This window comes from Bradyrhizobium sp. 25ACV (genome assembly GCF_054863005.1).
Genome location: NZ_JAVAYO010000001.1, coordinates 754,574 through 775,399, shown reverse-complemented (window position 1 = coordinate 775,399; position 20,826 = coordinate 754,574). Strand labels below are relative to the sequence as shown.

The 20,826-nt window shown below is 63.0% G+C and carries 24 protein-coding genes; 15 read left to right on the top strand and 9 right to left on the bottom strand.

The window, feature by feature from the left end:
- Positions 1-130 precede the first annotated feature (130 nt).
- The 3 genes from RAD04_RS03430 (at position 131) to RAD04_RS03420 (ending at position 2,328) form a co-directional block, all read left to right on the top strand.
- Complete coding sequence (locus tag RAD04_RS03430; RefSeq protein WP_461622632.1) at positions 131-1,549, top strand: TAXI family TRAP transporter solute-binding subunit; 1,419 nt, start codon at positions 131-133, stop codon at positions 1,547-1,549.
- 177 nt (positions 1,550-1,726) lie between these two features.
- Complete coding sequence (locus RAD04_RS03425; RefSeq protein ID WP_461622631.1) at positions 1,727-1,966, top strand: hypothetical protein; 240 nt, start codon at positions 1,727-1,729, stop codon at positions 1,964-1,966.
- A 197-nt stretch (positions 1,967-2,163) separates the two neighbouring features.
- On the top strand, positions 2,164-2,328 hold the full coding sequence (locus RAD04_RS03420; protein ID WP_461622630.1) for a hypothetical protein: 165 nt from the start codon (positions 2,164-2,166) through the stop codon (positions 2,326-2,328).
- Positions 2,329-2,491: 163 nt separating this feature from the next.
- Here RAD04_RS03420 and RAD04_RS03415 read toward each other — a convergent pair whose 3' ends face one another.
- Positions 2,492-2,788 (bottom strand): HGGxSTG domain-containing protein, encoded by a 297-nt coding sequence (locus RAD04_RS03415; RefSeq protein WP_461622629.1) that lies wholly within the window; start codon positions 2,786-2,788, stop codon positions 2,492-2,494.
- 284 nt (positions 2,789-3,072) lie between these two features.
- On the opposite strand from RAD04_RS03415, the gene RAD04_RS03410 reads away from it, so the two are divergent.
- From RAD04_RS03410 to RAD04_RS03395, 4 genes are all read left to right on the top strand, one after another.
- On the top strand, positions 3,073-3,588 hold the full coding sequence (locus RAD04_RS03410; RefSeq protein WP_461622628.1) for a hypothetical protein: 516 nt from the start codon (positions 3,073-3,075) through the stop codon (positions 3,586-3,588).
- 13 nt (positions 3,589-3,601) lie between these two features.
- Positions 3,602-3,931, top strand: coding sequence for a hypothetical protein (locus tag RAD04_RS03405; protein WP_461622627.1), 330 nt, complete (start codon positions 3,602-3,604; stop codon positions 3,929-3,931).
- A gap of 19 nt (positions 3,932-3,950) precedes the next feature.
- A complete protein-coding gene (locus RAD04_RS03400; RefSeq protein ID WP_461622626.1) occupies positions 3,951-4,448 on the top strand; it encodes a hypothetical protein in 498 nt (165 codons plus the stop codon).
- A 446-nt stretch (positions 4,449-4,894) separates the two neighbouring features.
- Positions 4,895-5,176 carry a hypothetical protein gene (locus tag RAD04_RS03395; protein WP_461622625.1) on the top strand — a complete coding sequence of 94 codons (282 nt, stop codon included), beginning with the start codon at positions 4,895-4,897 and terminating at the stop codon, positions 5,174-5,176.
- Positions 5,177-5,221: 45 nt separating this feature from the next.
- Here the strand turns inward: RAD04_RS03395 and RAD04_RS03390 are convergent, their stop codons facing one another.
- Both RAD04_RS03390 and RAD04_RS03385 read right to left on the bottom strand, forming a co-directional pair.
- Positions 5,222-5,524: an HGGxSTG domain-containing protein gene (locus tag RAD04_RS03390; RefSeq protein ID WP_461622624.1), complete on the bottom strand. Its 303-nt coding sequence runs from the start codon at positions 5,522-5,524 to the stop codon at positions 5,222-5,224.
- Positions 5,521-6,174: a hypothetical protein gene (locus tag RAD04_RS03385; protein WP_461622707.1), complete on the bottom strand. Its 654-nt coding sequence runs from the start codon at positions 6,172-6,174 to the stop codon at positions 5,521-5,523. Before RAD04_RS03385 ends, RAD04_RS03390 begins: the two co-directional genes overlap by 4 nt.
- A gap of 453 nt (positions 6,175-6,627) precedes the next feature.
- Between RAD04_RS03385 and RAD04_RS03380 the strand changes: the two genes are divergently transcribed.
- Entirely contained in the window at positions 6,628-7,611 is a 984-nt protein-coding gene (locus tag RAD04_RS03380) for a Bug family tripartite tricarboxylate transporter substrate binding protein (RefSeq protein WP_461622623.1), read from the top strand.
- A gap of 21 nt (positions 7,612-7,632) precedes the next feature.
- Here RAD04_RS03380 and RAD04_RS03375 read toward each other — a convergent pair whose 3' ends face one another.
- Positions 7,633-8,094, bottom strand: coding sequence for an NUDIX domain-containing protein (locus RAD04_RS03375; RefSeq protein WP_461622622.1), 462 nt, complete (start codon positions 8,092-8,094; stop codon positions 7,633-7,635).
- Positions 8,095-8,200: 106 nt separating this feature from the next.
- Here RAD04_RS03375 and RAD04_RS03370 point away from each other — a divergent pair, with 106 nt between their 5' ends.
- A complete protein-coding gene (locus RAD04_RS03370; RefSeq protein ID WP_461622621.1) occupies positions 8,201-9,328 on the top strand; it encodes a DUF1236 domain-containing protein in 1,128 nt (375 codons plus the stop codon).
- 48 nt (positions 9,329-9,376) lie between these two features.
- Here RAD04_RS03370 and RAD04_RS03365 read toward each other — a convergent pair whose 3' ends face one another.
- Complete coding sequence (locus RAD04_RS03365) at positions 9,377-10,336, bottom strand: lytic transglycosylase domain-containing protein (RefSeq protein ID WP_461622620.1); 960 nt, start codon at positions 10,334-10,336, stop codon at positions 9,377-9,379.
- A 184-nt stretch (positions 10,337-10,520) separates the two neighbouring features.
- On the opposite strand from RAD04_RS03365, the gene RAD04_RS03360 reads away from it, so the two are divergent.
- On the top strand, positions 10,521-11,555 hold the full coding sequence (locus RAD04_RS03360) for a L,D-transpeptidase family protein (RefSeq protein WP_461622619.1): 1,035 nt from the start codon (positions 10,521-10,523) through the stop codon (positions 11,553-11,555).
- Positions 11,556-11,562: 7 nt separating this feature from the next.
- Here the strand turns inward: RAD04_RS03360 and RAD04_RS03355 are convergent, their stop codons facing one another.
- From RAD04_RS03355 to RAD04_RS03345, 3 genes are all read right to left on the bottom strand, one after another.
- Complete coding sequence (locus RAD04_RS03355; RefSeq protein WP_461622618.1) at positions 11,563-11,838, bottom strand: hypothetical protein; 276 nt, start codon at positions 11,836-11,838, stop codon at positions 11,563-11,565.
- A 77-nt stretch (positions 11,839-11,915) separates the two neighbouring features.
- Positions 11,916-12,773 (bottom strand): VOC family protein, encoded by an 858-nt coding sequence (locus RAD04_RS03350; RefSeq protein ID WP_461622617.1) that lies wholly within the window; start codon positions 12,771-12,773, stop codon positions 11,916-11,918.
- 146 nt (positions 12,774-12,919) lie between these two features.
- Positions 12,920-14,122 carry a urate hydroxylase PuuD gene (locus RAD04_RS03345; protein ID WP_461622616.1) on the bottom strand — a complete coding sequence of 401 codons (1,203 nt, stop codon included), beginning with the start codon at positions 14,120-14,122 and terminating at the stop codon, positions 12,920-12,922.
- Positions 14,123-14,300: 178 nt separating this feature from the next.
- Between RAD04_RS03345 and RAD04_RS03340 the strand changes: the two genes are divergently transcribed.
- On the top strand, positions 14,301-15,665 hold the full coding sequence (locus RAD04_RS03340; protein ID WP_461622615.1) for a PQQ-dependent sugar dehydrogenase: 1,365 nt from the start codon (positions 14,301-14,303) through the stop codon (positions 15,663-15,665).
- Between the two features lie 44 nt (positions 15,666-15,709).
- Here the strand turns inward: RAD04_RS03340 and RAD04_RS03335 are convergent, their stop codons facing one another.
- Positions 15,710-16,510 carry an SDR family NAD(P)-dependent oxidoreductase gene (locus RAD04_RS03335; RefSeq protein WP_461622614.1) on the bottom strand — a complete coding sequence of 267 codons (801 nt, stop codon included), beginning with the start codon at positions 16,508-16,510 and terminating at the stop codon, positions 15,710-15,712.
- A gap of 249 nt (positions 16,511-16,759) precedes the next feature.
- Here RAD04_RS03335 and RAD04_RS03330 point away from each other — a divergent pair, with 249 nt between their 5' ends.
- The 4 genes from RAD04_RS03330 to cyoD are packed head-to-tail and all read left to right on the top strand — an operon-like array spanning position 16,760 to position 20,607.
- Positions 16,760-17,593 carry a cytochrome ubiquinol oxidase subunit II family protein gene (locus RAD04_RS03330; protein ID WP_179735500.1) on the top strand — a complete coding sequence of 278 codons (834 nt, stop codon included), beginning with the start codon at positions 16,760-16,762 and terminating at the stop codon, positions 17,591-17,593.
- Positions 17,583-19,583, top strand: a complete 2,001-nt coding sequence (gene cyoB, locus RAD04_RS03325; protein WP_461622706.1) for a cytochrome o ubiquinol oxidase subunit I — start codon at positions 17,583-17,585, stop codon at positions 19,581-19,583. The genes RAD04_RS03330 and cyoB overlap by 11 nt, the downstream gene beginning before the upstream one ends.
- Complete coding sequence (locus tag RAD04_RS03320; RefSeq protein ID WP_461622613.1) at positions 19,583-20,224, top strand: cytochrome (ubi)quinol oxidase subunit III; 642 nt, start codon at positions 19,583-19,585, stop codon at positions 20,222-20,224. Before cyoB ends, RAD04_RS03320 begins: the two co-directional genes overlap by 1 nt.
- Positions 20,221-20,607 carry a cytochrome o ubiquinol oxidase subunit IV gene (gene cyoD / locus RAD04_RS03315; protein ID WP_461622612.1) on the top strand — a complete coding sequence of 129 codons (387 nt, stop codon included), beginning with the start codon at positions 20,221-20,223 and terminating at the stop codon, positions 20,605-20,607. The genes RAD04_RS03320 and cyoD overlap by 4 nt, the downstream gene beginning before the upstream one ends.
- Positions 20,608-20,826 lie beyond the last annotated feature (219 nt).

Here is a 20,826-nt window from a genome sequence, read left to right as displayed (position 1 = left end):
CCGAACCAACGCAATCGCGATCCTCGTCACCGTTCGCGGTACGGACCAGGCCGGCTGCCAGAGATTGTTCCCGGGAAAACGTGGTATCCTGCGGAGCAGGGAGAACCACGATCTGCGGTTGGCTGCGGCCATGTCTTCGTCCGAGAGTACGAGTAAAACGACCAGTGAAGCGGCCCGCCGCGAGCGGAGAAGGAGCAATTCCTTACTGTTGGTCCTCGCCGTTGGATTTCTCATTTTTGCCGCCGCAGCCGGCGCGCTCTATTATGCGTTGCGGCCGGACACTCTCCGGATCGCCGTTGGACCGTCCGGCAGCGATGACTACAAAGTCATTCAGGCGATGGCCGACACCTTCGCGAGCGAAAGCCGAACTGTCAGGCTGCTTCCCGTCAAAACCGACGGGGCGGTGGAGTCCCTCGCCCTGCTTGGGGCGGGCAAGGCCGACCTTGCCGTCGGCCGCGGCGATCTGGACATGCCCGCCGAGGCACAGACCGTCGCCGTCGTGCGCAAGAACTTCGTCGTGCTGTGGGCTCCGTCTGGACCTGCCGGCAAGAGCTCGAAAAGAAAGCCCTCGCCGAGAATCAAGGAGGTCGCCGATCTCGCAGGGCGCCGCGTCGGCGTGATCGGCCGGACCCCGGTAAACGCCGCATTGCTACGCGTCATCCTGAGCGCCTCCGGAGTGGAGGCGGACAAGGTCGTCGTGACACATTTCGGCACGGACCAGACCGAGGAGCTGGCACGCGATCTCACCATCGATGCATTCATGGCGGTCGGGCCGCTCGACAGCAAAATCACGTCCGATGCCGTGGCTGCAACGGCGCGCCTGCGCGGCGAGCCGAAGTTTCTCGCCATCGAGACATCGGAAGCGATCGCCCTGAAGCATCCGCGGTATGAATCGGAGGAAATTCCGCCCAGCGTCTTCAATGCGGATCCGGCCTGGCCGGGTGACAAGGTTGAAACGGTCAGCGTCAGCCACCTCATCGTCGCGAGAAAGTCCCTGCCTGAAACGACAGTCGCCGCCTTTTTCCGCCAGCTCTTTGCCGTTCGCCAGGCGATTGCAAGACAGGTCCCGGGTGCTGCGCATATTATCAAGCCTGATGTCGACAAGGACACGGAGCTGCCGGTGCATCGGGGAGCGGCGGCTGTCATCGACGGCAACGAACGTACCTTCCTCGACCGATACGGCGATTTCTTCTGGTTCGGGTTGCTGCTTCTCTCCGGGATCGGCTCGGCCGCCGCGTGGTTGCGTCGCTATTTGAATCGCGACGAAAGAGAGGAAACCAACGACCACCGCAAGAGAATCCTGGCCATGGTGTCCAGTGCGCGAACTGCGGGATCGAACCAGGAGCTTGTGGCTCTGCAGCGCGAGGCCGACGCCATCATAGCTGAAACGCTCGAATGCTACGACGACGGCGCGATCGAGGAAGAGGAGCTCGCAGCATTCGGTCTGGTGCTCGGCCTGTTGAGCAACGCCATCGCGGAGAGACGAGCCGCGCTGCAGCCCGCCAACTTCGAAACCGTTCGAGGCGCGGCGAGCGCGCCGCGAGGTTGAGACGACCGGCGCTGCGACGCATCGGCCCGCAACGGATCGAGGGGCGGAGCCGCCTAGGTCAACTTCTGCTTGTGTGCATGGGCTTCCGACGCGGTCGAAGTTCTCCGCCCGCGCTGTTCGGGAAGAATCGGAACAAAACGGACATCATCGCTCTTACTCTAGATAGGAGACCTGCTCATGCTGTGCTCAAGGCCGCCACGGGTCATTCGCACGACGCTTGATCTTGCGAACGCAAAGCAGGTCAAGTCCGTTCGAAAGCGCCTCAAGATCTCCGATGCCGATCTGGTCAGGATCGTCGAAAGGATCGGCAACTCTCTGACGGCCATCGAGAAGGAAGTTCAGCTCGAAAAGCTCGAGCTCGTGGAGCAGAGCAGCGCCAAGGATGGACTCAAGGGTGGACTCACGTCCTCCGGATAGATTCAGTTACCCGATCGAAAAAGGAGAACTCCGATGAACGGCCTGATTTACCTGATAGGATTAGTCGTCGTGATCGCAGCCATTCTGTCGTTCTTTGGCTTGCGTTGACCGTTCTTCTTGTGCGTTCGCGATGCGCCACCTCTTCCGGGTGAATCCGTTCGCAACTTCGCGTGCATCAAATGGATGATTTGCACCAGGTGAATACCATCATCGCCACGACCATTTGCGCGTTCTTCAAGGGACATCCCGACGCGCAGATCGGGACCGAAGAGGCCAAGCTGCTGGCGAAGCAGATTGCCCAGGCGCTGGATGAGGCAGGGCTGCAGATTTCCGCAGTCGATCCGACAGACGCGCCGCGCTAGCTTTTCGGCTGGCACCCGGTGATGTGGCCAGACGCCGGTTGCGCAGCCGGGCAGCCTTTGCAGGTCCTTCGCGACACAGTCCGATTGCGGTTGATCTTGCTGCGGGGCTCGGGATGCCGGCATTCAAGGCGCGACGGCCTGCTTCAGCCGGAGATCGCGCCTGCTAAGCGGTTTGATCCCTCGGATCGCCCGACACCATCTCCCCCAGCAGTCTTCCTGCCTCATCGAGCAGTTCCCGGATCGCCCTTCGCTCCGCGATCCGCTCCTTTGTGAAGGCGCCATGCTTGTGCGCGTTGTGGTTTCCCCATCGCGCGCCCGATCCGAGCGCGCCGCCGTGCATACGGCAGCGGAGCTTGCCGCGCACGGCCGGCGCGCGGCAGGCGAGGCCGCCGCGGGTGCCGGCGCCGCAGCGCGGGCTCGCCGCCATCGCGCGCGTGTTGCGGATGTGACCGGCACTCACGCCGTCGCACCTTGCATGGCCTCCGCCGATTTATACTGGTGTTCGCCGGCTTCGCGGGACTGGACCAGTCCTGGTCTGTCGCGGGGCCCGGCTCGGCAACGATCGGATGCGCGTGCTGCGCGACATTCCCCACAATCGCCTTGCCGCCGTCCTGGGCAGCTTATTGGCGCGCGTAAGCATCCGCTTACAACAGTTGCTCTTCCCTCAATGGTTGTGCATACTTCGCTTGGGGCCGTTCCTTAACGAAAAGGATCATCTGTCATCCGGGCAACTTCGGGGGGAGTATGTCTGTCGTATTTTTGCGTTCGACTATTGCCGCGTTTCTTTTTCTAACGCTCGCTGCCTGTGGCACGCTCATTGCGCCTTATGACGATACGTTCGATCAGGGCCTGAATAAGTTTTCGGACGATACGGCCAAGCTTCTTGCGTCGGCGTCAGCCGGCGCGGCTGAGCAGTCATATGTGTCCAAGGAAGCCGCGGCGTATTATGCGAGCGCCTACAACCTTCTCGATCGTCTCGATGCAAGAGCCCAGCTCTCGCGCGCCAGCGTTGGATGCCCTGCAAACGACGCTCTTAAGGCGACATTAGCCGATCCGGCCACGCTTCCGGCAGGGTATGAAAAGTTCGATTGCAGAGAGGTTCAGCTCTTTATCGTCCGCAATTTCGTTCACCAGCTGGAGGCGGATCACAAGAGCGGCGGAGCGCTTTCACGCGCAGAGGCAAAGATATCGGGAGGCCAGCTCCAAAGAGCAATTCTTGGAGCCATTCAGGTCTTCTTGATCAACAAGCCGAGCAAATAGTCAGGGGAGCAATATGGCAACCGACGTCAATTCGATCATCCAGCAGATATTGGATGCCGCGTCGCTACGCGGTGGAGAAACCTGGGACAAGATAAAGAGCGGCGCACCTTTGTATACGAAGGCGTATGCCCAAAGTCTGGTCGACATAGCAGAGGCGGTCGCATCCGGAGATATGTCTGTTACCGATGGCGAGGCCCATGCCCAAACGGCCAGGCTGTTGCTGATTCAGGGCTTTGCGTTCAGCTCTCAAGTGGTGCTGTACGAGGTGCAAAAGTTCATCGACAGCGTGATTCAGACCCTGAAGGACGCGATCAACTCCAAGCTTCCCATTGCTCTTCTCTAGGCGTACCGGGAGACCATCTGTGCCAAATCCGCCACCTGAAGCACCCAAGAGCGGCGATACGCCGCAAGACCGGCTTGCAAAGCTCTTGCCCGGCGACGTGACCGCCGCGTTCCTCAGCGCAAAAGTCGCGCTAGTGGCTCAAGCCAACGACAAGGCAGCTCCGTATGTCTTCTGGACTTTTGTCGCCGTGCTTTGCCTTTGTCCGTTCTATTTCTGGTTCGTGACCAAGGCAAAGTCGGTGTTCCACACGTTTTTTCTCACTGCTTCATTCGCAGTTTTCGCAATCTCGATCGCCAATGTGGAGTTCGAAGCGTTCTTCAAAGACACGATTCCGCAAGCTGTTATTCGCGCGGTGGCGATCGTGCTTCCCATCCTATGGACTTATCTCGTCACGCAGATTTCCGTCGCAGCGCTCGACCAACAAACGCCGCCCGGTGGTGTTCCGAAGCCGGATAGCCCTGATCCGGCAGCCGGCTCCGCCGCAGCTCGACCCGTCAGTGTGGGTGCCGGCTCGTGAATACTCTCGTCCGTTTCGCAGTAAGTTCTGCGCTCTGCGCGATCGCCGGGACTGCGGTGGCCCAGGACGCTTGCTCGCGTCCGACGCCGGTTGCTGCCTTGAGCCACGTTCGGGCCAATATCCTGGCTCTGAGATCGAGCTTTGGGCCCGCTTCTGTCGAAGAAGGGTGCAGCCGTCTTGATCACGACGGACGCTTCACCGGAATAATCCAGTTCTACCTGTTTCCGCCAGCGTCCAGCGACGCTGCCCCCGCATACGTCTTGATCAAGTCCTACCGAACGTTCGCGAGGCGAACTCGGGACAAGATCAAGATGAGTCGCGGAGGAGGTTGGCACACCGAAAGATCGACGTCTGCGAAACCGGATTATATGTCGCCACCTCTGTTGAGAGATCGTCCGTTCAGCGGGAGCGTGCCCCAGTGGAACGAAGCCCACACGTCCAGCGCCTTGCCTGAGGCCATGGCGGACAGGCTTGGCCAACCGTTTCACGCTTATGCGGATGCCGACAAAGCCTTGCCGTCGACGGAGCCGGCGGCGTTCTGGCAAACCGGCGCCTTCGATTTCAGCAAGGGGTCGCAAACCAATTATATGATCCGCTTTCCAGCCAACTCCAGTACGCCGATTCCATTCGAGGTGGGCTACGGCGAAGACCTGACGGAATTTCGGCTCGAATTCTATTCGAGTATCGATGCTCTGTCCGAGAAGAGCTACCGCTTCGTTTTTAGATGATATCGACGAGTGGACCGCTAGTAGCGCACGAACGGCACTTTTGGACTACCCAGTTGGCTCCCTCGCTGGCAGGCCGCCCGACGCCATCTCCCTCAGCAGTCTTCCTGCCTCATCGAGCAGTTCCCGGATCGCCCTTCGCTCCGCGATCCGCTCCTTTGTGAAGGCGCCATGCTTGTGCGCGTTGTGGTTTCCCCATCGCGCGCCCGATCCGGGCGCGCCGCCGTGCATGCGGCAGCGGAGCTTGCCGCGCACGGCCGGCGCGCGGCAGGCGAGGCCGCCGCGGGTGCCGGCGCCGCAGCGCGGGCTCGCCGCCATCGCGCGCGTGTTGCGGATGTGACCGGCACTCATGCGGTGGCGCCTTGCATGGCCTCGGCCCGGTCGTGTTCGCGTTCGCCGACGTTGCGGGACGGGACCGGTCCCGCGTCGATGGCGGTGCCCGGCTCGGCGACGCTGAGATGGGCATGCTGCGCGACATTCCCCACGATCGCGCTGCCGCCGTCCTGCACCGACAGATTTTGCACCGTAATCGGACGCTCGCCGTTGCCGCGATGGCGGTTGAGAGCCTCCATCTGGGCTGCGAAGGTGCGGGCCAGCCGGGTCAATGTGCGTGCGACGCCTTCCTGCTGCGGGATGCCTTCGGCGAAGGCGAGGCGACAGGCAAAGCGCATGGTCGCGACGTGGACGGACACCATCTGCGCCGTCAACATGGTCTCGAGGGAATCCCGCGGCGCGATGCTTTTCACCATCGAGATCATGAAGGCGAGATTATTCTCATCGGGCTTCTGCAGGATCACGCTGGCTTTCATCAATTGCTTGAGGATGCCATGCAGAGCGTCTTGATCGGCGGCACCGAGCGCCTCGCCCATCAAGTGCTCGCCGGTCTCCGCGTCCGGATGCTGAATTGCGATCCGTTGTCCGGTGAGCTTGACCCGCGGGGTGGGCCTGCTGCCGTACCTGACGATTGGCGTCGTGCTGTTGCGTGTCATGGCTGTTGTCATGTCGATGTCTCCTTTGAGCCCACGGCACGCGCGAGCAGGCCTCTCTGGTGCGAGCCGACCCTCTCGGTTGCCGTGCGGCGGTTGCGTATTCAAATTGTCGATGCTGGGCTTGTTCGCGATCGAAGCGAGGCCCACATGGCTGTGGAGGCCGATTGCTCACGCGGATCGCGATGATGGCATTATGCCCCTGTTTTGCCCGACGAGTCAAAATTGACTTCGTACAATCCGAACGACTCTGCCTGGCGTAAGTCCTTGTTCCGACAGGGGCCGTCTACTGTGCATGGGGTTGTTTTCGCATTTTTTGTTTGCAAGCGATGCGCACGTGCCGCGCGGCGGAATGCCGGCGAGCAAACGCGATTGCGAAATCCCGGACGGCCGCTATTCATGTTCTTCGGATGCGTCGCACCAACAAGCCTGCACAAGCGGCGCTGCTGATGTCTGGGGAGAGAACCAATGCAACGAACCGCCCGTCTGCTCGCCGTCGTCGCCGGATTGTGTGCCTCTGCGCTGTCGACGCAGGCCATGGCGCAGAAATATCCGGTGCGGCCGGTCAAGGTCATGGTCGGCTTCAGCGCCGGCGGTCCGGTCGATGTTGTCGCGCGCATTATCGGCGATCGCCTGGGCAACAAACTCGGGCAGCCCTTCGTGGTGGAGAACCGCGCCGGCGCGAACGGCATGATCGCAGCCGAGGGCGTCGCGCGTGCGGACGGCGACGGCTACACCATGCTCGCCTGCAATTCGTCCACCATCACGCTCAACAAGACGCTGTTCAGGGATATCCGCTACGATCCGGAAAAGGACTTCGCGCCGCTGACAACCGTCGTGTCGGCACCGCTCGTGCTCGTGGTCAATCCGGAGAATCCGAAGACGGCTAGTATCAAGACCGTCGCCGATCTCGTCGCCGCGGCGAAGGCGGCACCCGGCGCGCTGGCTTACGGTTCGGGCGGCAACGGCAACCTTGCCCATCTCGCCATGGAGCTGCTCAGCCAGAAGGCCGGCATCAAGCTGATCCACGTGCCCTATCGCGGCGGTTCGGCCGCCGAGGTTGGCATCCTCGCCCAGGAGGTGCTGGCCGTGTTCGATCCGCTCTCCGCCGTGCCGCTGGTCGAGGCCGGAAAGTTGCGCGCGCTCGCGGTGTCGTCGGCCGAGCGGCTGCCCTCACTGCCGGATGTGCCGACCGTCGCGGAAGCAGGCTTCCCCGGCTTCGACATCTCGTTCTGGGTCGGCTTCTTCATGCCGAAGTCGACGCCGGCGCCGATCCTGGAGACGCTGCATCGGGAGATCGCCGCGGCCGCCAAGGATCCGGCGGTCGCGGAGAAGCTCGGCTCGCAGGGCGTGGTCAGCGTGCTGACCCCGGCCGAGTACGCCGCGAAGATCGCGAAGGAGACGAAGGAGCTCGCCGAGGTCGTCGCAGCCGCGGACATCAAGGCGGAGTAGGGAGCGCACCTGCTTCCATCGCTATTCGCCGCCGGTCAGCTGCGCCAGCCGATCGAGCAGCGGGCGTTGTCCCGCGTTGATCTTCTCTCGCGCCTCCTCGAGCGTGAACCACTCGGCACGGTCGACCTCCGGGAAGACTTGCCGTTTGCTGCTGCGCGGCGGCCATTCCATCTCGAACGTGTTGCTGCGGATGCTGTGCACGTCGATATCGAGCTCGGCGGCGAACGCGGTGACGAGCTTGCCGCCGCGCTGCTTGACCTGGCCAAGCGCGATCAGCGGCACGGACAGCTCGAATCCCAGCTCCTCGGCAAATTCCCGTCGCGCGGCGGCCTCCGCATCTTCTTCGTCCGCATACTCGCCCTTGGGGATCGACCACGCGCCGAGATCCTTGTTGCGCCAGAACGGACCGCCGGGATGAACGAGAAGGATCTCGATCGCCCGGCGTTTGCGATAGGCGATGGTCCCGGCACTCTTCGATGGCATCGCAGGTTCCGTACAGAAGCGGTCCGCTTTGTCTCGGGAAAAAGTGGAACCGGCCGTTTTAGCGCAGGTTAGTAGCCAACGTTCATTTGATAAAAGGGAGTGAACCATGATCCGCCTGTTGGCAACCACCGCATTGGGGCTGGTGCTGGCGAACGCCGCCTTCGCGCAATCGCCCAGTATGACCACGAAGTCTGAGCAGACGCCGCAATCCCAATCACATTCCACGGCGCCAGCGACGACCTCGCCATCCGGCACGGCAGGCACGCAGCAGACCACATCGCAGCCGCAGCAATCACCGCCGACAGGAACTTCGGCGCAGACGACGCAGAGCACCGCGCCGTCCTCCGGGGCTGCCAATTCCGGATCGGGCACGTCCAATGCTGCGAACAGCACGGACACCTCGCGGCCGCAGAGCGGCACGGCAAGCTCGAACACGACCGGCAACCAGCCCGCGACCCAGCAGGGCGCCAACCCGCCGCCGGCAAACACGAACCAGGCGCAGGATCGGTCCAATCCGCCGCCGGCCAATAGCAATCAGGCGCAGCAGGCGCCCGCTGCATCCGGGACCAACCAGGCTCAGCAGGCGCCGACTGCGCCAACCGGCAATCAGGCGCAGGGCGAGCGGTCCGGAACCAACTCTCAGGCGGCTGCGCAGACCAACGTCAATCTGAACCGCCAGCAGGAGACCAGGATCAGCACCTCGATCTCGCGCCTGAACGTTCGGCCGCTGACCAGCGTCAATTTCTCGCTGAATGTCGGCACGGTGGTGCCGCGCGATGTGCATCTGTCGACACTGCCGCCTGACGTGGTCGAGGTCGTGCCGCAATATCGCGGCTACAGCTTCGCGCTGGTGAAGAATGAAATCGTCGTGGTCGATCCGGCGACGTACAAGATCGTGACGGTGCTACCCTATTCGGGGCAGTCCACGGCAACGACGACGTCAACCACCCGCGAGCGTACCGCCAGCAAGTTCTCCGACCGCGATCGCGATGCGATCCGCAAGCATGCGAAAGCTCGTCCCGAAGGCCGGAGCGAACGGCAGACCACCGGAAGCACTGCACGCACCGAGATCCATGTCGGCGATCGCGTCCCTGATAGTGTCGAGGTCGAGGAATTTCCGAGCACGGTCTACCGTGATGCGCCCGACCTGCGGGAGTACCGCTACATCCATCGCGATACCCGGACTTATGTCATCGAGCCTCGCGAACGACGCGTGATCGAGGAGATCGACTAGTTCGCAGCCGTCGGAAGCCGCCAATCGGGCGGCTTCTCGATCTGTGCGTCAGATCGCCGAACGTTCGCGCGCTGCAATGCGGATGGCGCGAGCCTTGGTGCCCTTCGCCGCGCGGACTGCAATCATGCTCCTCGCCTTGCCACGGGCCGAGGCGTTCTTGTGGAGCAGGGATACGAATCGCTTGTGCGCGCGGTTTGTCGACAGGCGCGCCGCAAGCTGTTCGGCCTTGCGAATGATGGTCGCGACCGAGGGTGTCAGGTTGACCGGGACCCAGGCGACATCCTTCGCCTTGGAGAGGCTGCCGATGCCTTCGCACGGCGCCTCGCGCGGCAGGTCGATCCTGATCGCGAGCGCCTCCGACCGCTCGGTCCAGTCCTCAGCCTTGGTGCCGGTGATGATGCGGACATAGTCGCGCGTCTCACGGGGCAGCTCGCTCTCCTTGGCGAGCCACTTCTGAACGCGGCCGGGACCGGCATTATACGCAGCCGCGGCGAGGCCGAGATTGCCGAAATCGTCGCGAAGCTTGCGCAGGAATTTTGCCGATGCAGGCAGCGCCTGCATGGGATCGAAGGGATCGTCGAGCCCGACTTCGGCGGCCGTCCCGGGCATGAACTGCGCCACGCCCTGGGCGCCGGCCTGGCTCACCTCGTTGGACTTGAAGCGGCTCTCCTGCCAGAGCAGGCGGGCAAAGAATGGCACGGGAATGCCGCTGGCCTCGGCGGCCTCGCGAAGCGCGTGGCAAAATCGCTCGGTCGGGGAAACCGGCGCCCGTAGGGCTGGCTCGTCCGCGCGGGGCGGCTCGATCACCTGCTCATGGGCGGCACGCGCGTTGGCGAGCTCGATGGCCTGCACACTTGCGAGGAAGAGTTCGACCACTGGAACAAGTGGGGAGGCCTGATTGTTCTGAATAACGGCGCGGTCGAAAGTTGATGTTTGCCGGGACGCCGACGGATCGAGGTCGCACATCAGAATCATGAACGCGGCGCAAGCCGCGATGACAAATCGCATTTGCGGAGACAACCTCGAACTGTGTGATGAACGGCCAGCGGTGCGCCGGCGATAAGGAGTTCTTAACCGTTCGATTGCGGCAAAGCTGCGGTCTCGTCGGTTCCTTCGGTGTTACTACGGTGTTCCCAAACAGAAACTTCCCGCGGTTTCGCGGACCTCTATTTTGCGAATTGGACGAGCGATCATGATGCGATGGATGCTTGGCGCGGTGATGTCGCTGTGGTTCGTCTGCCCGGTGCTCGCGGGCAATCTCGATGCGAAAGCGGTGAATGATGCCGCGCGGCCCGCAAAACAGCCGGCCACCGACAAGCTCAACGCATCGGTGGTGAAGCTTCAGGTCCTGCTCGATCGTGCGCAATTCTCGCCCGGCGAGATCGACGGCAAGCTCGGCGAGAACGCGCAGAAGGCGCTGAAGGCATTCGCCGAGCAGAACGGTATCGCATCCGACAAGGCAATTGCGCCCGAACTCTGGGACAAGCTGACGGCAGCGAGCGAGGGGTCCATCGTCGTGGACTACAAGATCGAGGAGGCCGATGTAAAAGGGCCCTTCCTGAAGGAGCTGCCGGCCAGGCTCGATCAGATGAGGTCGCTGAAGGCGCTGAGCTACACCAGCGCGCTCGAGGGGCTCGCCGAGAAATTCCACATGAGCGCGGATCTGCTCAAGGCGCTCAATCCGGGAAAATCCTTTGACAAGGCCGACGAGACGATCGTCGTTGCGAATGTCTCCGCGCGAAAGGAGCTGCCGCGCATTGCACGTCTCGAGGTCGACAAGAAACAGGGGACGCTCAAAGCGTTCGACGGGAGTGGTGCTCTGCTCGCGTTCTACCCAGCTTCAATCGGTAGCCCGGATCGTCCGACGCCGAGCGGCACACTCAAGGTCACGAGCACCAACGAGAAGCCGACCTACCACTACAATCCCGAGTACAAGTTCAAGAGCGTTAAATCCAGGGAGCCATTCGACATCAAGCCGGGCCCGAACAATCCGGTGGGATCGTACTGGATCGGGCTGTCGGCGCAGGGCTATGGCATCCACGGGACGGCGGAGCCCGACAGGGTCAGCAAGTCGGCGTCCCACGGCTGCGTCAGGCTGACCAATTGGGACGCCCGCACGCTCGGCGACAACACCAAGCGCGGTACGCCCGTCGTCTTCCTCGATGCGCCGACGGAATCTTCCTCGAAGCAGAAGGGCAATACGGCCGGCAGGCGCGCTGCGAATTAGTCCTTGCTTAGTCCTTGGGGAAATCCTTGCGCATCGCCATCTCGGCGGCATCGCCCGGCGACAGCACGGTCTGATCGAAGGCCGCTTGCGGCTTCGTCATGATGTCGTAGAGCGAGATGCCCTTGATCGGCTTGCCCATGAGCTGGCGGACGCAGTCGGCGAGCGTGCCGTTGTAGATGAGATAGGGCGGACCTCGGTCCTTCTGCCTCTCGCCCTTCAGCGACGGCCACTTCTTCAGTTCGGCCGGCGCGTCATAGGCGATCGGCGATCCCTCTTTGAACATGCGTCGGGCCCCGGTGGCTTGGATTGCAGGGAATCCTAGAGCCGCCGGGTAAACACGCGTTGAAGAACTAGTTCAAATCAGGCGGCAATGAAGGCGAGCAGGGTGCCGTTGGCCTTGGCTGGCGGCACACAGAGCGCAGCCCCGCTCCGCACGGCGGCCGACCCCAGCGCCTTCTCGGTTGCCGCGAGATCGCCGCTGACCAGCACCAGCGCCGCGCCGCCGCGCTCGGAGAGGCCCGCGAGCGGGACGCCGGGATAGCGCTTTCCGAGCTGGTCCAGCGTCAGATAGACGAAATCGGCGCGCTCGCCGCCGGAGGGCACGGTCACGGCGCCGTCGGCCTCGGCCTTCGGCTCGCGGTCGATCAGCCGGCCGAGATGGGCGGCATCCTTCGCCGGCTCCGGCGTTGCGATCAGCGTCTGCTTGATCCGCCTGGCCGCATTGGCGTGCTTCATCAGCTCGGGGATCCACACGGTCTCGCGGGTCTTGTGCTGGCAGGCGAAGATGCGCACGCCGCCCGGCGCCTCCGCGGTCGGCCACATGAAGGTGCGGAATTTCGCCGCCGAGATCGTACCATCGGGCAGCGTGACAGGGCGTTCGAAATCAGTGGGGCCGATCGGCGTCAGGCCGCGCGCGCGAATCTCCTCCGCGCCGGCGGCGCTGTCGACCGCGGTGAAGGCGATGCGCTCGATACCCTCGCCGTGCCGCTCGACGAATGTGCGGGCCGGCGCATTGTGCTCGGTCGCCACCAGCACGCCGAGCAGCTCCATATAGTCGGGGTCGAACATGATGGTGTAGTTGCCGGTGCCCATATGCGCGCTGTGGGTGCCGCGCGGGGAGATGGTGAAGCCGAGCTGGCGATAGTTCTCGGCGGCCTTGTCGAGATCCTTCACCATGACCACGGCGTGGTCGATACCGATGACGTTTTTGAGGGCCACTGTTCTTATCCCCGAATGCAAACTGAGTTGGACCGCACCAGCGGCCGCCGTCCCTGTCTACGCCGGATAAGCGGTCAAGTCATTTTCAATTCAGTGGGAGATGCGGAATTTCATTCCGCGAAACGCGTTATCGACGCATGACGGCCTCAGCGGGCCTGCTCGATATAGGCGGCGAGGATGGCGCGCTCCTCGTTGGTCATCTCGGTGATGTTGCCCGGCGGCATTGCATTGGACCAGGCGGCGACGCGGCCGATCAGGCGAATGTTGCGCTGGATGTGCTCGGGCGCATCGAGCAGGATGCCCTTCGGTGCGGTCACGATGCCGGCCCAGACCGGCTCGGCGGCGTGGCACATGCTGCAACGGGACGTCACGATCTCCTCGACAGCGGCAAGGGTCGGCTGTGTCGGCAGTGCGCCGGACTTGACCTCGCGCGGTCCTGCGGCGGAAAGGAAGAGGATCGCAATCACGCCGATTGCCGCGACGCCCCACACCCACCATGGCGATTTCCGCCCCGCGTGACGCTCGTTGAAGAAGTGACGGATCACCGGCCCCAGCCCCAGAATGATCGCGACGATGATCCAGTTGAATTTTGTCGCGTAGAGCAGGGGATAGTGGTTGCTGATCATCAGCACGACCACCGGCAGGGTCAGGTAGTTGTTGTGGACCGAGCGCTCCTTGCTGGCCTTGCCGAGCTTCGGATCCGGCGTCTGTCCCGCGATCAGGCTGGCCACGATCTTCTTCTGGTTTGGGATGATCAGCGCGAAGACGTTGGCGACCATGATGGTGCCGATGATCGCGCCGATCTGGTTGAAGGCGCCACGGCCGCTCAGCACATGGGTGAAGGCATAGGTCAGCGCGACCAGGAACAGATAGCCGCCGATGGCGAAGGGCAGCTCGCGCTGGGCAAGGCCGGTACGGCAGGCGGCTTCATAGAGCAGCCACGCCAGTGCCAGGCTTGCGAGGCTGAACAGGCCGGCCTGGAACGGCGTGAGGTCGAGGATCGACTTGTCGACCAGGAACAGATCGGCCTCGAGATAATACACCACCACCATCAGCGCGAAGCCGGACAGCCAGGTGGTGTAGGCCTCCCATTTGAACCAGGTCAGCTCGTCCGGCATTTGGTTTGGAGCGACCAGATATTTCATGATCCGGTAGAAGCCGCCGCCATGGACCTGCCAGGCTTCGCCCTGGACGCCGTCGGGCAGGTCACTCGTTCGGTTGCCCTTGGGCCTGAGGCTGAGGTCGAGGGCGATGAAATAGAAGGAGCTGCCAATCCAGGCGATCGCCGCCACGACGTGGAGCCAGCGCAGCAGCAGGCTCGCCCATTCCGATATGATGGATCCCCACATGATCATCCCGTCAATTGCGACAGCGATGCCGCAGCTTTGATGACCGCAACCCCCGCCCTTACAATGTGTCGCACCTATCTGCGGTGTTTTCCAGTACGATGGGCGCAGCTGATGCACATCGTGCGGGCATCGGTTGACGTGGGATGCGGCAGAGCTTCGACCTGTCGCGGTGGTATCGATGTTCGAGATCGCAGGCCGGGAGGACAATTTGAAGAGCAGAATTTTGTCCGTCGCGATATCCGCGGGGCTACTGATTGCTACCGGTGCGCAGGCCGAGCCGGTGTTGCAGGGCAAGGACGCTTATGGCGATTGGAAGGCTGACAAGCCGGGCACGGTCAGGCTGATCCGGCCGCAGGATCTGGTCAGGCCCGGCGCGACGCGGTCGATTGCGAGCTCGTCGCGCGTGGTGCCGCGTCCGCCGGAGGCTGCGCTCCAGGTGCCGGCGGGCTTCAAGATCGAGCTGTTCGCCGAAGGCCTGCGCGCGCCGCGCATCGTGCGGGTGGCGCCGAACGGCGACGTCTTTGTCGCGGAGACGCGGGCCAGCACCATACGCGTGCTTCGTGCCGGGGAGGGCAACAAGCTCGCGACCAACGAGGTGTTTGCCAGCGGACTGAGGCAGCCGTTCGGCATCGCCTTCTTCCCGAACGGTGACAATCCGCAATGGGTCTATGTCGCCAACACCGACAGCGTCGTCCGCTTTCCCTATCAGGCCGGCGATCTCAAGGCGCGCGGCAAGGCCGAGACGATCGTGCCGAGCCTGCCGCATGACGGCGGTCATTCCACCCGCGACATCGTCTTCACGCCCGACAACAAGCGTATGCTGGTCTCCGTCGGCTCGCTCAGCAACGTTGCGGAAGGCATGGGCACGCCGCCGGGCGGGATGGAGGCGTGGGCGAAAACGCAACCGCTCGGCGCAGCCTGGGCCAGCGAGACCGAACGCGCGGCGGTGCTGGCTTTCAATCCCGATGGCAAGGAGCGGAAGATCTACGCCACTGGCATCCGCAATTGCGTCGGCCTTGCGATCCAGCCGCAGACCGGTCTGCCCTGGTGCTCGACCAACGAGCGCGACGGCCTCGGCGACGATCTCGTTCCTGATTACGTGACCAGCGTGAAGGAAGGCGCATTCTACGGCTGGCCCTGGTTCTATATTGGCGGCAATGAGGACCCACGCCATGCCGGTGCGCGGCCTGATATCAAGGACAAGGTGACAATCCCCGATGTGCTGGTGCAGCCGCACTCGGCCTCGCTCGGCTTGGCCTTCTATCAGGGCACGCAGTTTCCGCCCGAGTATCAGAGCGACGCCTTCGCGGCCGAGCATGGCTCCTGGAACCGGTCGAAGCGCACCGGCTATAAGGTGATCCGCATCCGGATCAAGGACGGCAAGCCGACGGGCGAGTACGAGGATTTCGTCACGGGTTTTGTCGTCAGCGACACGGAGGTGTGGGGCAGGCCGGTGGGAGTGGCCTTGGCGAAGGATGGATCGCTGCTGGTGTCGGAGGACGGCAACGGCACGATCTGGCGGGTCACGCACGCGCCGCCCTGACGGTGCACCCCTCCAGGGGAGGGTAAGAAAGGCGCTCGCCTGACCTACCCCCGTCTCACGCTCGCCCCACCATCCACCGGCAGCGTCACGCCCGTAATGAAGTTCGCCTCATCCGACGCCAAAAACAGCGCCGCGTTGGCGACGTCCCATCCGGTGCCCATTTTCTTGCGCAGCGGCACCTTGCTGTCGCGTTCGGCTTCGACCTCGGCGCGGGTCTTGTGCCATTCGCGGGCGCGGGTGTCGACGGCCATCGGCGTGTTCATCAGGCCGGGCAGGATGACGTTGGCGCGGATGCCGTATCCGGCGTTCTGGTAGGCGAGCTGTTCGGTGAAGGCGATCATCGCCGACTTCGTCGCCTTGTAGGCGACATAGGGATAATTCGTGATCGCCGCCATCGAGGAGATGTTGATGATGGCGCCGCTGCCTTGCGCGCGCATGATCGGGATCACTTCTTTTGCCGCCAGGATGCAGCTCTTCAGATTGATGGCGACGACACGGTCGAACGCTTCCTCGGTCAGTTGCAGCAGCTCGGCATCGCCGCCGGACAGGCTGACGCCGACATTGTTGTGCAGCACGTCGATCCGGCCCCAGCGCGACTGCGCGTCCTCAACCATCGCCTTGATGTCGGCCGACTTCGTGACGTCGGCCTTGAAGGCCGCGGCGGTGCCATGTTTCGCGGTGATCATTGCCACCGTTTCCTGCGCCGATTCCAGATGATGATCGACGCACAAGACCTTTGCGCCCTCGCGCGCAAAGGTCAGCGCGGTGGCGCGGCCGTTGCCCATGCCTTCGCCGGGACTTTGCCCGGCTCCGACGACGATGGCGACCTTGTCCTTCAAGCGCATCTCGGTTCACTCCCTGATCCCGGACTTCTCGCTATTTTCGTGCAGATTAGCAATCGCCCCGACCGGAGAGAAGGGTGCGGCTTTTGCGTTCATGTCATTGACATCGCATGGAATTGCATGTTGCGCCGGCCCAACGCGCATGGCTGGCCCTCGCGGTTCAGGAACCGTTCTGACCTCGCAGCGTTTGTTGCGGAGCCTTTCCCGCGCTAGGCTGTGTCCCGGGGCTTCCCAACCGCCAGTGGCTTGCCGATGAATCTGCTCGACCCACAAGGGCCCGTGGCTGCGGCCAACAGCACCATTCTGGTCGATTCCGTCTTCATCATGCTCGTGATCGTGGTGCCGACCATTTTCGCGATTCTCGGCTTTGCGTTCTGGTTTCGCGCCTCGAATCCAAAAGCGCGCTACCAGCCTGACTTCGTTTATTCCGGCCGGGTCGAGATGGTGGTGTGGGCGATCCCTGCGCTCACCGTCATCCTGCTCGGTGGCGTCGCCTGGATCGGCTCGCATCAGCTCGATCCCGCAGCACCGGTGCCGGGGACCGGAAGCCCGGTGCGGATCCAAGCGGTCTCGCTCGACTGGAAATGGCTGTTCATCTATCCGGACCAGCGCATCGCCACCGTCAACACGCTGACCGTGCCGGCCGGCGCCGAACTGAACTTTCAGCTGACGTCGTCGAGCGTGATGAACACGTTCTTCATCCCGCAGCTCGGCAGCATGATCTACACCATGAACGGCATGGTGACGAAGCTGAACCTGCGCGCCGACAACGAAGGCAAGCTGCAGGGGTTGTCCGCGCATTTCTCCGGCGACGGCTTTCCCGACATGATGTTCGACGTCAACGTGGTCTCGCCGCTCGCCTTTCCGGAGTGGGTGGCGGCCACGGCGAAGACCGATGCCGTGCTGAATGAGGACAGCTACAAGAAGCTGATGCAGCAGGGCGTCGAGAAGGGCAGGCCGATCTATCGCCTGGAAGATCCCCGCCTGTTCGATCTGATCGCGACCCAGCACATTCCGCCGGGACCGGGGCCGGAGCTGCTCTCCGATGCAGGCCGTCCGCACAGTGGAGGCCATGATGCTCGGTAAGCTCGATTGGTCGGCCATTCCGTTCGATCAGCCCATTCCGCTGGTCGCGGGTGCAGTGGTGCTGGTCGCGATCCTGGGCGTGCTGACCTGGGTCGTGGTGAAGGGGCATCTGCCCTATCTCTGGAGCGAATGGATCACCAGCGTCGATCACAAGCGCATCGGCGTCATGTACATTCTGCTGGCCTCGGTGATGCTGCTGCGCGGTGGCAGCGACGCCATCATGATGCGGATCCAGCAGGCCGTCGCCTACCAGTCGCAGGGCTACCTGCCGCCGGAGCACCACAACCAGATCTTCTCGGCGCACGGCACCATCATGATCTTCTTCGTGGCGATGCCGTTCGTGATCGGGCTGATGAACCTGATCGTGCCGCTGCAGCTCGGCGTCCGCGACGTCGCTTTCCCGACGCTCAACTCGGTCGGGTTCTGGCTGACCGCGACCGGTGCGCTGCTGGTCAATCTCTCGCTCGTGATCGGCGAGTTCGCGCGCACCGGCTGGCTCGCCTTTCCGCCGCTGTCGGAACTGTCCTATTCGCCGGGCGTCGGCGTCGACTATTACGCCTGGTCGCTGCAGATATCCGGCGTCGGCACGCTGGTCGCCGGCATCAACCTTGTCACCACGGTGCTGAAGCTGCGCACCAGGGGCATGAATTATCTGCGCATGCCGATGTTCTGCTGGACCACGCTGGCCTCGAACCTTCTCATCGTCGCGGCCTTCCCGATCCTCACCGCCACGCTCGCGATGCTGCTGCTCGACCGTTACCTCGGTTTCCACTTCTTCACCAACGAAGCCGGCGGCAACGTGATGATGTTCATGAACCTGATCTGGGCCTGGGGACATCCGGAGGTCTACATCCTGGTGCTGCCGGCGTTCGGCATCTTCTCCGAGGTGGTCTCGACCTTCTCCGGCAAGGGGCTGTTCGGCTATCGCTCGATGGTGCTCGCGACCATGGCGATCTGCGTCATCTCCTTCATGGTCTGGCTGCATCATTTCTTCACGATGGGGGCAGGGCCCGACGTCAATGCGATCTTCGGCATCGCCAGCATGATCATCGCGGTGCCCACGGGCGTGAAGATCTACAACTGGCTGTTCACGATGTATGGCGGCCGCATCCGCTTCGCGACGCCGATGCTGTGGGCGGTCGGCTTCATGGTGACATTCATCGTCGGTGGATTGACGGGCGTCCTGCTCGCGGTGCCACCGGCTGACTTCATGCTTCACAACAGCATGTTCCTGGTGGCGCACTTCCACAACGTCATCATCGGCGGCGTGCTGTTCGGCGCCTTCGCCGGCTTCGAATACTGGTTTCCGAAGGCGTTTGGCTTCCGCCTCGACGAACGCTGGGGCAAGCTGGCGTTCTGGTTCACCTTCCTCGGCTTCTTCATCACCTTCATCCCGCTCTACATTGCCGGCATGCTCGGCATGACCCGGCGCATGCAGCACTATGACGTCGCGGCGTGGAGGCCCTGGATGATCGTTGCAGCAATTGGCATGGCCGTGCTGACGATCGGGGTGATCTGCCAGATCGTGCAACTCGTGGTCAGCATCCGCAACCGCGAGGCGCTGCGCGACCGCACCGGCGATCCCTGGGACGGCCGCTCGCTGGAATGGGCGACCTCGTCGCCGCCGCCGGTGTTCAACTTCGCCTTCAATCCCGATGTACGCGGCGAGGACGCCTATTGGGACATGAAAGTCCATGCCCAGCAGCAATCGCTCGAACGCGACAGGCCGGAATATCAGGACATCGAGATGCCCCGGAATTCTCCCACCGGTTTCGTCTGCGCGTTCTTTGCCACCATCATGGGCTTTGCACTGATCTGGCACATTTGGTGGATGGTGATTTTGGGCGGCCTCGGCGCGTTCGCGACCTTCGTCGTGTTCGCCTGGCGCGACCATGACGAATACGTCATTCCGGCGGAGGAGGTCGCCGCGATCGACCGCATCAATCTCGAGGAGCGACGCGGCCTCATCAGCATGGCGGGGGCAGTCTGATGGCGATGACTGCGACCGCCGGCCACGCGCATGCCGATCCCCATCACATCGGGCTCGTCGTCGAGCATCCCGGACCCGCTTCGAAGCGGATCGTGACCGCCTACGGCTTCTGGATCTTCCTGCTCTCCGACATCGTGATGTTCTCCTGCTTCTTCGCGGCCTATGCGGTGCTGTCTGGCCAGACGGCCGGCGGCCCGAAGGGCTCGGAAATCTTCGAGCAGCGGAATGTCGCGATCGAGACGGTCTGCCTGCTTCTATCGAGCTTCACCTGCGGCATGGCCAGCATTGCGGCCGATGTGCGCAACCGGTTCTGGTTCTATCTCGGCATGGCCGTGACTTGTCTGTTGGGACTCATATTCCTGGCGATCGAATTCCGCGAATTCGCCGACCTCGTCGCGCGCGGCTATGGCCCGTCGCGCAGCGCGTTCCTGACCGCGTTTTTCTCGCTGGTCGGCTGCCACGGCCTGCATGTCTCGGCCGGCGTGCTGTGGCTCCTCACCATGATGGCCCAGGTGTTCGCGAAAGGCTTTCGCGCCGACGTTCTGCGCCGGATGATGTGCTTTGCGCTGTTCTGGCATGCGCTCGACATCGTCTGGGTCGGGGTGTTCTCCGTCGTCTATTTGCTTGGGAGTGCCGCATGAGCGATCAGAGCCACGCGCGGACCGACCACGACCTCGCGCCGGGCGAGGAAGAGCAACACAGTGTCGGCACCCGCATTCTCGGCTACGTCGTCGGCCTTGTCCTGGCGCTGCTGCTCACGGCGACGTCGTTCTTCATCGCCGGCACCGATCTGGTCTGGCAGCCATCCATCCCGGTTGCGTTGATCGTGCTGGCGATCGCGCAGATGGGGGTGCATCTGGTGTTCTTCCTGCACATCACGACCGGCCCCGACAACACCAACAACGTGCTGGCGCTGGCCTTCGGCCTGCTGGTGGTCTTCCTGGTGGTGGGCGGCACGGTCTGGATCATGGCGCATCTGAATGCGAACATGCCGCCGATGGACCAGATCATGCGGATGCAGTGAAAGGACCGCCCAAAAAAGAAGAGCCGCTTGTTGTGACAAGCGGCCCAAGTCTAGGGAGGAAACGCCCAAGCAAGGCAATCAGGCCGGAGCCGGATTTCTGCCAAGGAAACGCCCGCGCAAGCGCTTGCGTATCTTTATGAGTGCAGCAACTCGCGAAGGAGTTCAATTCCGGATCAATACGGTCATGGAGTACTACTCACGGATGCGTGAGGGAATTAT